The 10,730-nt window shown below is 58.0% G+C and carries 11 protein-coding genes; 8 read left to right on the top strand and 3 right to left on the bottom strand.

The window, feature by feature from the left end:
* Positions 1-160: 160 nt before the first annotated feature.
* Positions 161-619: a (2Fe-2S)-binding protein gene (locus tag AC4FIA_RS00145; protein ID WP_490364238.1), complete on the top strand. Its 459-nt coding sequence runs from the start codon at positions 161-163 to the stop codon at positions 617-619.
* Between the two features lie 4 nt (positions 620-623).
* Positions 624-1,217 carry an Isoquinoline 1-oxidoreductase subunit gene (locus AC4FIA_RS00140; RefSeq protein WP_490364237.1) on the top strand — a complete coding sequence of 198 codons (594 nt, stop codon included), beginning with the start codon at positions 624-626 and terminating at the stop codon, positions 1,215-1,217.
* A 65-nt stretch (positions 1,218-1,282) separates the two neighbouring features.
* Here AC4FIA_RS00140 and AC4FIA_RS00135 read toward each other — a convergent pair whose 3' ends face one another.
* A complete protein-coding gene (locus tag AC4FIA_RS00135) occupies positions 1,283-2,980 on the bottom strand; it encodes an acyl-CoA dehydrogenase family protein (RefSeq protein ID WP_490364236.1) in 1,698 nt (565 codons plus the stop codon).
* A gap of 146 nt (positions 2,981-3,126) precedes the next feature.
* On the opposite strand from AC4FIA_RS00135, the gene AC4FIA_RS00130 reads away from it, so the two are divergent.
* Positions 3,127-3,900: a sulfite exporter TauE/SafE family protein gene (locus AC4FIA_RS00130; protein ID WP_103910381.1), complete on the top strand. Its 774-nt coding sequence runs from the start codon at positions 3,127-3,129 to the stop codon at positions 3,898-3,900.
* Between the two features lie 12 nt (positions 3,901-3,912).
* Here the strand turns inward: AC4FIA_RS00130 and AC4FIA_RS00125 are convergent, their stop codons facing one another.
* Both AC4FIA_RS00125 and AC4FIA_RS00120 read right to left on the bottom strand, forming a co-directional pair.
* The gene (locus AC4FIA_RS00125) at positions 3,913-4,449 is read right to left on the bottom strand and encodes a DUF3859 domain-containing protein (protein WP_490364235.1); all 537 of its coding nucleotides are present in this window, start codon (positions 4,447-4,449) and stop codon (positions 3,913-3,915) included.
* Between the two features lie 101 nt (positions 4,450-4,550).
* Positions 4,551-6,149, bottom strand: a complete 1,599-nt coding sequence (locus AC4FIA_RS00120; protein WP_490364234.1) for a phosphoenolpyruvate carboxykinase — start codon at positions 6,147-6,149, stop codon at positions 4,551-4,553.
* A gap of 338 nt (positions 6,150-6,487) precedes the next feature.
* Between AC4FIA_RS00120 and AC4FIA_RS00115 the strand changes: the two genes are divergently transcribed.
* Genes AC4FIA_RS00115 through AC4FIA_RS00095 form a run of 5 tightly spaced genes read left to right on the top strand, consistent with a single transcriptional unit; the run spans position 6,488 to position 10,711 of the window.
* Positions 6,488-7,189 carry a response regulator transcription factor gene (locus AC4FIA_RS00115; RefSeq protein ID WP_103910378.1) on the top strand — a complete coding sequence of 234 codons (702 nt, stop codon included), beginning with the start codon at positions 6,488-6,490 and terminating at the stop codon, positions 7,187-7,189.
* A gap of 3 nt (positions 7,190-7,192) precedes the next feature.
* The gene (locus AC4FIA_RS00110; RefSeq protein WP_490364233.1) at positions 7,193-8,923 is read left to right on the top strand and encodes a sensor histidine kinase; all 1,731 of its coding nucleotides are present in this window, start codon (positions 7,193-7,195) and stop codon (positions 8,921-8,923) included.
* Between the two features lie 18 nt (positions 8,924-8,941).
* Entirely contained in the window at positions 8,942-9,373 is a 432-nt protein-coding gene (locus AC4FIA_RS00105; RefSeq protein WP_490364232.1) for an HPr kinase/phosphorylase, read from the top strand.
* Between the two features lie 4 nt (positions 9,374-9,377).
* Positions 9,378-10,292 carry an RNase adapter RapZ gene (rapZ, locus tag AC4FIA_RS00100; protein WP_490364231.1) on the top strand — a complete coding sequence of 305 codons (915 nt, stop codon included), beginning with the start codon at positions 9,378-9,380 and terminating at the stop codon, positions 10,290-10,292.
* Positions 10,289-10,711 carry a PTS sugar transporter subunit IIA gene (locus tag AC4FIA_RS00095; RefSeq protein WP_103910375.1) on the top strand — a complete coding sequence of 141 codons (423 nt, stop codon included), beginning with the start codon at positions 10,289-10,291 and terminating at the stop codon, positions 10,709-10,711. Before rapZ ends, AC4FIA_RS00095 begins: the two co-directional genes overlap by 4 nt.
* Positions 10,712-10,730 lie beyond the last annotated feature (19 nt).

The following is a 10,730-nucleotide window of genomic DNA, read 5'->3' as shown; positions in this document are numbered from 1 at the left end:
CGATCTGCGCGGGTCCTTGCCCTTGTTCGGGGTTTTGTGTGCATTTCGATGTGACCCAACGAAACGCTGGCAGCAAAGTTCCAAGGGGATAGTATTTCCGAACCAGTTGATTGGTCACGCTGCGGCTTTATGTGATCAACAGACGCAGTCCGGGGGGCGTATGGCGACTTTTACGGTAAATGGGCAGGATGTGACCGTCGATATGACGGATGACACGCCCTTGCTTTGGGCTTTGCGCGATGGGCTGAATATGACCGGCACCAAATTCGGGTGTGGTGTCGCGCAATGCGGGGCCTGCACCGTGATGGTTGACGGATCGCCACGCCGGTCGTGTGTCACGCCTTTGGGAAGCGTTGAGGGGGCCGACATTGAAACCATCGAAGCGGTCGAAGGGCCCGAAGCGCAAGCCGTGCAAGAGGCATGGGTGGATATCGCCGTGCCACAGTGCGGGTGGTGCCAGTCCGGCCAGATCATGAGCGCGACCGCACTTTTGCGCCTGAACCCGACGCCCACGGACGAAGATATCGACCGCGCCATGGCAGGGAACCTGTGCCGCTGTGCGACCTATTTGCGTATCCGGAAGGCCATCCATGCCGCCGCCAAATCGCTTGAGGGGTAGGGGTATGCGGGTCTCTGTTTCCATCGCGGTTGCGTGCCTATGGGCCGGCTCGGTTTCTGCCGAAGACCTGCAACCTGTCGGATCGTTTGACCGTATCCCGGATGAAACCGAACGCTCGGTCGCGCTGTTCGAAGAGATGCTGAAGGTGATCGAACATCCCCGTTGCCTGAACTGCCATCCGGTGGGCGACAAGCCGACACAGGGCGATGACATGCGTCCGCACATGCCACCCGTGGTGCGCGGCGACGCGGGCTTTGGCGCTGAGGGGATGATGTGCAGCACCTGTCATGGGACCGAGAATGTCGCGTTCGTTACGGGCGACGGGTCCATTCCGGGGCATGAGCCGTGGCACCTTGCGCCCCAATCCATGGGCTGGGTCGGGCTAAGTGGTGCTGACATCTGTACCCAGTTGAAAGATCCCGAACGCAACGGCGGCCGCGACCTTGCTGCGATCCATGAACATATGGCCGAGGATGGTCTGGTTGGTTGGGGCTGGCACCCCGGTCCGGGGCGCGAACGCGCGCCGGGCAGTCAAGAGGCGTTCGGCGAGATAGTGCAGGCGTGGATTGATACGGGTGCGGCCTGTCCGGCAGACTGATCACCCCAAAAAGAAAAACGCGCCCGGGTTGGGCGCGTTTCTTTTTCAGAACAGTGTAAACCGTATCAGTTCGAGCTTGCCAGCACGCGGCGCGCGATGACCTGAGCCTGAATTTCCGCCGCACCTTCAAAGATGTTCAGGATACGTGCGTCACACAGGATGCGGCTGATGGTGTATTCCAGCGCAAAGCCGTTGCCGCCGTGGATTTGCAGGCCGTTGTCGGCACAGGCCCACGCCACACGGGCACCCAGCAGCTTCGCCATGCCAGCCTCGACGTCACAGCGGCGACCTTCGTCCTTTTCAAAGGCCGAGAAGTAGGTCAGCTGACGCGCGATCATGATTTCCACCGCCATCATCGCCAGTTTGGACGACACGCGCGGGAATTCGATCAGCGACTTGCCGAACTGTTTGCGGTCTTCGGCGTATTTGATCGACACGTCCATTGCGGACTGTGCAACACCGATGGCGCGTGCAGCTGTCTGGATACGTGCGGATTCGAAGGTTTCCATCAGCTGTTTAAAGCCTTTGCCTTCTTCACCACCCAGCAGGTTTTCTCCCTTCACATGGAAGTTGTCGAAGCCCAGTTCGTATTCCTTCATGCCGCGGTAGCCCAGAACCTCGATCTCGCCGCCGGTCATGCCTTCGGTCGGGAACGGGTTTTCGTCTGTGCCCGGCGTCTTTTCAGCTAGGAACATGGACAGACCTTTGTAATCGGATGTCTCCGGATCGGTCCGTGCCAGCAGCGTCATAACATGGGTCCGCGCCGCGTGGGTGATCCATGTCTTGTTGCCGGTAATCTTGTAGTCGCCGTTTTCATCCTTAACCGCGCGGGTGCGCAGGCTGCCAAGGTCAGAGCCTGTGTTCGGCTCTGTGAAAACAGCCGTCGGCAGGGTTTCGGCGCTGGCCAGTTGCGGAAGCCATTTCTGCTTCTGCTCTTCCGTGCCGCCCGCGATGATCAGTTCAGCCGCGATCTCCGAACGTGTGCCCAAAGAACCCACGCCGATATAGCCGCGCGACAGTTCTTCCGAGACGACGCACATAGATGCTTTGGACAGACCGAAGCCGCCGTATTCCTCGGGGATGGTCAGGCCGAAGACGCCCATTTCCGCCAGTTCGTCGATGACCTCAAGCGGGATCAGTTCGTCTTTCAGGTGCCATTCGTGCGCAAAGGGTTCGACCTTTTCGACCGCGTAGCGACGGAACTGTTCGCGGATCATCTCAAGCTCTTCATCAAGGCCTGTTTTACCCACAGTGGTTTCCGCTGCGCGTTCCTGCATCAGCTGTACAAGGCGCGTGCGCGCATCTTGTGTGTTGCCGGTCTGGATCAGCGTCTGAACCGCGTCGTTCTGCAGTGGGGATTGATCGTCAACCGAAAGGCCCAGATCGTTCAGGCGAACGATTTCGCCCTGGTTCATCTGGATGCCGCCTGCGATCTGCGCAAGGTATTCACCAAAGGCGATCTGGTGGATCAGCTGTTCAACGTCACCAAAGTTGTCTTCACCCTGAAGCTTTTCGGCCCAGTTCTGCATCTGGCGCAGGGATTCAACGTAAGTCGCGAGCCATGCGATGCCATGTGCGGCTGTCTGATTGTCTTCGACCAGACGCGCGGAAACGCGGCCGTCTTTGGAAACCAAGTCGCGAACGCGCGCTTTTGCTGTTTCCAGGACCGCTTCCGCCGGAGCGACCGCAGCCTTGGTCAGTGTCAGCAAATCGGGCAGCACGGTGCTACCATTCAGCGTCAGATCCTGTCCGTCATGCGCCATGAATCATATCCTCTTTTTCGATAAACGGGATATAGTCTTTTCGCAGTTGCAGCGCAACAATAATGCCAATGGATGCGACCAATTGTTCAATTATTACCCGTTCGATTTTTGCGGTGCAGCATGACAAGCAGTGCTATCCATACATCATGGAACAGCTTCTGACGCTTATCACGCCGACCGAATTCGTTATTTGTCTAGGACTTGCTTTGCTTGCGGGCATCGTCAAGGGCGTGGTGGGATTCGCAATGCCGATGATCATGATTTCTGGCATGGGATCGGTGATTGCCCCCGAACTGGCGCTGGCTGCGCTGATTTTGCCCACCTTTGTAACGAACGGCATGCAGTCGCTGCGGCAGGGTCCGGCGGCGGCTTGGGAATCGGTGAAACGGTTCCGTATCTTCCTTTTGGTGGGACTGGTGATGCTGCTGTTGTCGGCGCAACTGGTCACAGTGATCCCTGTGTCGCTTATGCTGGCCATCATCGGCGTGCCGATCACGGCCTTTGCCTTGGCCCAGATCCTCGGATGGAAAGGCACGCTGCCCGAAGGTACCAAAGCAGGTCGTAAGCTTGAGGTCGCGATTGCGGCCTTCGCGGGCTTTATCGGCGGCATGTCTGGTGTCTGGGGGCCGCCCACGGTGGCGTATCTGACAGCCTTAGGGACGGAAAAGCGCGAACAGATGCGGGTTCAGGGCGTGATCTATGGCCTTGGGGCCTTTGCCCTGACCTTTGCGCATATCTCGTCTGGCGTGCTGAACCTGACAACGGGCTTATTCTCGGCGACGATGATCATCCCTGCCGTTCTGGGAATGAAGCTGGGTGGCATGGTGCAAGACCGGATCGATCAGGCGGCGTTCAAAAAGGCCACGCTGTTCGTGCTGTTTATCGCAGGCCTGAACCTATTACGCCGCGCGTTCTTCTGATCAAGGCGTCGTTCAAGATAGCGGAAGCCCACCGCAAGCCGCCGCAATCTCGGGCGACAGGGCTGGGGGCACCACGCGGAACGATGCGCGGTAGACCAACTCGCCATCGCGGGTGGCCGAAAAGGTCCAGATGCCCGGCTCCATCTCTTCCAGTGTGTCAAAGCTGTAGGCGTTGATCGACGTGCCGTCGCCACCCAGTGATGTAATGTACCGCTGAACGTTGATGCCGCTGTCGCGAAATTCGGGGTGGGTCAGCGTCAGGATGACATTGTCATAGACACGACCGTCCAAGGCCTCGGTCTTGATGCCGAAACTGATGTTCTCGGCAGCGGGGACTTCGTTGGTGATCCACTGAAACTCGGGGATGCCTTCGAACAGTTCGATCTTGCCAGCGGCGGTACCTGGGGCGGGCATTTCATCGACGATCGGAACGGCACAGAACACGCCCTGTTCCAGCCAGAGGGCAGAGGCATCGTATTCCGCACTGGCCCATGCGGCAGGCGCGGTCAGGGTCAGGCAAAACCCGGTGGTAAGGCGAAGCGAAGTCATAGGCCAAAGGTGGTCAGGTGGCGTGATGTGTCAACCAGTGGCCCGCGCAAAAGAAAAGGCGCGCGAAAATCCGCGCGCCTTTCGAATGGTTTTCAGTCGGTTCAGCCGATTGCGACGGCTTTCACGTCTTCGTCGATGAAGGGAACATACTGTTCGAAGTTGTCTGCAAACATCTGAACCAGTTTCGCGGCCTGCGCGTCATAGGCGGCTTTGTCGTCCCACGTCTTGCGCGGATCCAGCAGAAGCTGAGGAACGCCCTCAACAGCGACGGGTACGTCGAAGCCGAAGTTCGGATCCTTGCGGAACTCTGCCTCGGTCAGCTTGCCGGACAGGGCCGCTGTCAGCAGGGAACGTGTCGCCTTGATCGGCATACGCGAACCTGTGCCGTATGCGCCGCCGGTCCAGCCGGTGTTCACCAGCCAGCAAGTTGCGCCGTGCTTGGCGATCTTTTCGCGCAGCAGGTTGCCGTAGACTTCCGGACGACGCGGCATGAACGGTGCGCCAAAGCAGGTCGAGAATGTGGGCTCGGGCTCGGTCACGCCACGCTCTGTTCCGGCAACCTTCGACGTGAAGCCGGACAGGAAGTGGTACATCGCCTGCGCCGGTGTCAGACGCGCGATCGGAGGCAGAACACCGAAGGCATCACATGTCAGCATAATGATGTTCTTCGGGTGGCCACCCAGCGCGGTGCTGGACGCGTTCGAGATGTAGTTCAGCGGGTATGCGCAGCGCATGTTGGCTGTCAGGCTGTCATCTTCGAAATCAAGGTCTTTGGTTTCAGGGTCAAAGACCATGTTTTCAATGACAGTGCCGAACTTTTCGGTCGTGTCGTAGATTTCGGGCTCGGCTTCGCGGGACAGGTTGATTGTCTTCGCATAGCAGCCGCCTTCAAAGTTGAAGGTGCCACGGTCGGACCAGCCGTGTTCGTCGTCGCCGATCAGGATGCGATCGGGGTCAGCGGACAGGGTGGTTTTGCCTGTGCCGGACAGGCCGAAGAAAACGGCTGTGTCGACGGGGTTGCCCACCGCGTGGTTGGCCGAGCAGTGCATCGGCATGATGCCTTTTTCGGGCAGCAGGTAGTTCAGCAAGGTGAAGACGGATTTCTTGTTTTCACCGGCGTATTCTGTGTTGGCGATCAGGATCAGCTTCTTGTCGAAGTTCAGAGCGATCACTGTTTCCGAACGGCAGCCGTGCTTGGCGGGGTCCGCTTTGAACGACGGGCAGTTGATGATGGTGAAATCAGCAACAAAGCTGTTCAGGTCTTCGCGGTCAGGACGGCGCAGCATGTGGCGGATGAACAGGCCGTGCCATGCCAGTTCTGTCACGACGCGAACGTCGATGGCGTGGGCCGGGTCGGCACCGCCAACCAGATCCTGCACAAAGTGGTCGCGGCCCTTCATATGCTCGACCATGTCGGCATAAAGCGCGTCAAAGCCCTCGGACGACATTTCGGCGTTGTTGTCCCACCAGATGCTATCGGCAACGCTGTCGGTTTTGACGACGTGCTTGTCTTTGGGGGAACGGCCAGTGAAGGCGCCGGTTGTCACGAGGAATGCGCCACCTTTGCCCAGAGTGCCCTCTTTGCGTTCAAGGGCAGCCTCGATCAGCGCGGGCTCCATGAGGTTGTAATAGACATTCCCAAGACCCTCAATTCCCTGGTCTTCAAGGCGGAACTGCGGATTTACGCGTCCAAATGTCATTTCTTATGCTCCTGTAGCCGCGAAGGGTGCGGCGGTCACTGTTTGCACGAAAGCTTCGCGCTCCTACGGCCTGCATGCCGTCGGATGCGGGGCCTGTAACACGATGATTTCACAAGTGAACAGACCCCTCCAAGGCCGTTAGCGCAACCATCGTCAGTTTAGCGCAATCATGTCCGATCTGTCGCAGGGCAGTGCGGCAATTTCGCCATTCACAAGAAAAATCGCACCTTGGTTCATCCTGTTTCAACAGGTGATTCGCACTTTGGAATTGCTGCAACGTCCAATTCCCCCCATAATATGACCAAAATATAAATTGTGAGCAGTACAAGGATAACACCATGTCCAAGATCGCACTGGTGGACGACGACAGGAATATTCTGACGTCAGTCGCCATGACTCTTGAAGCCGAAGGGTTCGAGGTAGAAACATATAACGATGGTCAGGCAGCGTTGGATGCGTTCAACAAAAAGCTGCCCGACATGGCCGTGTTCGACATCAAGATGCCGCGCATGGATGGTATGGATTTGCTTCAGCGTGTCCGTCAGAAATCGAAGATGCCGGTCATCTTCCTGACGTCCAAAGACGACGAGATCGACGAAGTTCTGGGCCTGCGTATGGGCGCGGATGACTACGTCAAGAAACCGTTCTCGCAGCGTCTGTTGGTCGAACGCATCCGCGCGCTTCTGCGCCGTCAGGAAGCGGTTGCCAACAACACCGTGGGTGACACCGAAGAAACCAAGCTGATGGTACGCGGTAGCCTGTCGATGGACCCGCTGCGCCATTCGGTGACATGGAAGGGCAAGGACGTGTCGCTGACCGTGACAGAATTCCTGCTGCTTCAGGCGCTGGCACAGCGCCCCGGTTTTGTTAAGTCCCGCGACCAGCTGATGGATGTGGCCTACGACGATCAGGTTTATGTCGACGACCGCACAATCGATAGCCATATCAAGCGTTTGCGGAAAAAGATGCGTACTGTTGATGACGAGTTTTCGGCAATCGAAACACTGTACGGCATCGGGTATCGCTACAACGAAGAATAAGCCATGTCGCTGGCTGAAGGAATGGATATGCGCGACTCTTCACCCGCTGAAAAGCGGGAGGATGATGTGGTTCTGGGTGACGATTGGGTCGCGCCGGATTCCACAGTCGAACGTGAGCTCAGGGAAAGCCGCGCGCGCCGTGGCCTTTTCTCGCTCAACCGTTCGCCTTTGACGCGCAAGATTATCACGTTCAACCTGATCGCTCTGAATGTTCTGGTCGCGGGCATCCTGTACCTGAACTCATCGCGTGACACGCTGGCCATCCAGCGCGCTGTGGCGATGGAGGCCGAGGTCGAACTGATCGCAGACGTGTTCGAAGCCCAGCTTGAAGGGGAAGCCCAAGTCAGGCTGGCGGACGAAGGCGCGGTCAATGTTCAGATGACTTTGGGCAATCTTGATCTGCGGCAGGGGTCGCGGGTTCTGGTGTTCGACGACCAGAATTTTCTGGTCGGTGAAACCACCGGGACGATGACGCCCAGCCAGTCTATCCTTCAGGACGAACAGGGCGATAAGCCCACGGTGATTTCCGATTTCCTGATGACGCTTTGGCGGTCGGTGTCGGAACTGTTCAGCATTCTGTCGGGCGATGAACCCATTGACGAAGAAGACCGCCTGCGTCGTCTGATCGAAGACGGCAACGTCAATCAGACCCGCGTCATTCAGGACAATTCTGAAGACGGCGAAACGCAATTCACCGCACTCGCCCCGATCCGCCATGCCGGCAAGGTCGTGGGCACCGTAGGGTTTGTGACCATCGCAAGCGAGATCGACACGGTGGTCCGTCTGGAACGCGAACGCGTCTTGCAGATGTTTGTGGTGGCGACGCTTGTGTCCATCGCGCTTAGCCTTGTGCTGGCGTCGACCATCGCCAATCCGATTTCCGATCTGGCCGATGCTGCCGAGATTGGCCGCGATCGCAACAAACGCAACGTGGCACCGGGCCGTATCCGTATTCCTGACCTCACAGCGCGCCCTGATGAAATCGGCCGACTGTCCGGCGCTTTGCGTGGGATGGTGTCTGCGCTTTACGACCGGATCGACAGCAACGAACAGTTTGCTGCGGACGTGGCCCACGAAATCAAGAACCCGCTGGCCAGCCTTCGCTCCGCTATCGGGTCGCTCCGGATCGTCAAAAAGGACGAACAGCGCGGCAAGCTTCTGGATGTGATCGAACACGACGTGCGCCGTTTGGACCGTCTTGTCAGCGACATCTCGAACGCGTCGCGTCTGGATTCCGAACTGGTCAAGGAAGAAGAGCAAGAGTTCAACCTGCTCGAAATGATCGACAATCTGTCCCAGTACCTTGGTGAAGATGCCAAGCGTAAAGGGATCGAATTCATCACCGACCTGCCGCCACATCCGATTTCGATCACCGGCCTTGAGGCGCGTTTGGCGCAGGTGTTTGTAAACCTGATCACCAACGCGATCAGTTTCTGCGAAGACGGCGATGCGATCCGCGTCTGGATCCGCCGCCGTGATAACCGCGTGCTGGTCGTGGTCGAAGACACAGGTCCGGGCATTCCGGAACAATCGCTGACCAAGATCTTCAAACGGTTCTATTCGCACCGTCCCGAAGGCGACTTTGGCAATAACTCGGGCCTTGGTCTGGCGATTTCGAAACAGATCGTCGAAGCCCATGGCGGCGTGATCTGGGCGGAAAACATCCGCCCGACCGAAGCGGACGTGACGTCCGAACCGCTGGGTGCGCGTTTTGTTGTTGGTCTGCCGATCTGATCTGTCGGGGGCAGTGTTATGTCCCTGAACAAAGGGTCCAGTATCATCCATGCAACCGCCGTGTCCTTAAACGGGCGCGGCGTTTTGATTATGGGGCCGTCAGGCAGTGGCAAGTCCGGACTGGCGCTTGAACTGATGGGCTATGGGGCCGATCTGGTCAGCGATGATCGTGTGGTTCTGGAAACCCGCGACCAAAGCCTGATTGCGCGGACGGCACCCAATTTGCATGGTATGATAGAAGCGCGTGGTATCGGTATTCTGAACGCCGTCACCGTCGACAGCACCCAAATCGTGCTAGCCGTGGACATGAACCAAACCGAAACCGACCGATTGCCGCCGCATCGCAGCGTGGTTTTGCTGGACGTTACGGTTCCAGTCGTTCACAAATCCGCGCAGCCCTCTTTTGCAGCCGCGATCCTGCAATATCTTAAGCTGGGTCGTAAGGAGTAACATCTTGAACGCAGCGCCCCAGAGTGTGGTTCTTGTCACCGGCCCATCCGGAGCTGGCCGGACGACGACTATCCATGTTCTCGAGGATATCGGCTTTGAGACCATCGACAATATCCCCCTAAGCCTTGTGCCCCGTCTTCTGGACGGTCTTGTGGCGTCACAGCCGATGGCCTTGGGGATCGATGTTCGGAACCGTGATTTTTCGGTTCAGGCCTTGCTAGAGCTCTACGAAAAGCTGAAGCGTGATCCGGGTCTGTCGCTTGAGCTGATCTACCTTGATTGTGCGCAGAATGTTCTGTTGCGCCGCTATTCCGAAACACGCCGTCGCCATCCGCTGTCGCCCGATACCTCGCCTTCCGAAGGCATCAAGCAGGAACTGGCCTTGCTGGAACCGGTGCGCGATGTAGCTGACACGTTGATCGACACCACCGAACTTAGCCCGCACGACCTGCGCGATACGCTGCAGGACCGCTTTGATGTGAGCGCGGGCGCGGGGCTGGCGGTGTCGTTGCATTCCTTTTCCTACAAGCGCGGGCTGCCCCAAGGGGCCGATATGGTCTTTGACTGCCGCTTTCTGACGAATCCCCACTGGGACCCGGCGCTGCGCCATATGACAGGGCTGGACCGCGAGGTCGTGGACTACATCGCCAAAGACGGGCGGTTCGACGAATTCCGCACACGTGTGGTGGAAATGCTGAAATTCCTGCTGCCAGCCTACCGCGACGAGGGAAAAGCACATTTTTCTGTCGCCTTTGGGTGTACCGGCGGGCAACACCGGTCCGTCGCCGTGACGGAAATCGTTGCGCGTGCTCTTGCGGAGTCCGGCTGGCGGGTGTCAATTAGGCATAGGGAGGCCGAGAGGCGGGCGAATTGGAGGTCGTCCACTCTACCCACTGAACAAAAGGACGCTCTGGTTTGATTGGTATTGTTATTGTGGCCCACGGTGGTCTGGCGCGCGAATACCTCGCGGCGGTAGAGCATGTCGTAGGCACGCAGCAGGGCATTCAATCGATCGCCATCGAGGCCGACTGTGATCGTGCGACCAAGCAAAAAGAAATCTGTCTTGCGGCGGATGCCGTAGATCAGGGGCAAGGTGTTGTTGTTGTGACAGACATGTTTGGCGGGTCTCCATCGAACCTGAGCCTGATGGCCTGTCAGCCCGACAACCGCCGAATTCTATACGGGGCCAATTTGCCCATGTTGATCAAACTTGCCAAAAGCCGGCACCTTCCGGTGCCAGATGCGGTTCGGCAAGCGCTTGAAGCCGGTCGGAAGTACATCGACAGCGTCAATATCAAGTCCGACGACGGATCGGACGCTGCCGCCAAAACAGCCTGATATAACAAGAAAAAGTGCC

It is taken from the genome of Thalassococcus sp., from assembly GCF_982780845.1.
Note: the sequence above shows the minus strand (reverse complement) of the source record. Positions and strands in the feature narration are given on the sequence as shown.

Bases quoted from the DNA above. Each gene is read 5' to 3' on its own strand.
- AC4FIA_RS00115 (WP_103910378.1), top strand. From the start codon at position 6,488: ATGTCCAAGATCGCACTGGTGGACGACGACAGGAATATTCTGACGTCA.
- AC4FIA_RS00120 (WP_490364234.1), bottom strand. From the start codon at position 6,149: ATGACATTTGGACGCGTAAATCCGCAGTTCCGCCTTGAAGACCAGGGA.
- AC4FIA_RS00140 (WP_490364237.1), top strand. From the start codon at position 624: ATGCGGGTCTCTGTTTCCATCGCGGTTGCGTGCCTATGGGCCGGCTCG.
- AC4FIA_RS00110 (WP_490364233.1), top strand. From the start codon at position 7,193: ATGTCGCTGGCTGAAGGAATGGATATGCGCGACTCTTCACCCGCTGAA.
- AC4FIA_RS00130 (WP_103910381.1), top strand. From the start codon at position 3,127: ATGGAACAGCTTCTGACGCTTATCACGCCGACCGAATTCGTTATTTGT.
- AC4FIA_RS00125 (WP_490364235.1), bottom strand. From the start codon at position 4,449: ATGACTTCGCTTCGCCTTACCACCGGGTTTTGCCTGACCCTGACCGCG.
- AC4FIA_RS00135 (WP_490364236.1), bottom strand. From the start codon at position 2,980: ATGGCGCATGACGGACAGGATCTGACGCTGAATGGTAGCACCGTGCTG.
- AC4FIA_RS00145 (WP_490364238.1), top strand. From the start codon at position 161: ATGGCGACTTTTACGGTAAATGGGCAGGATGTGACCGTCGATATGACG.
- AC4FIA_RS00105 (WP_490364232.1), top strand. From the start codon at position 8,942: ATGTCCCTGAACAAAGGGTCCAGTATCATCCATGCAACCGCCGTGTCC.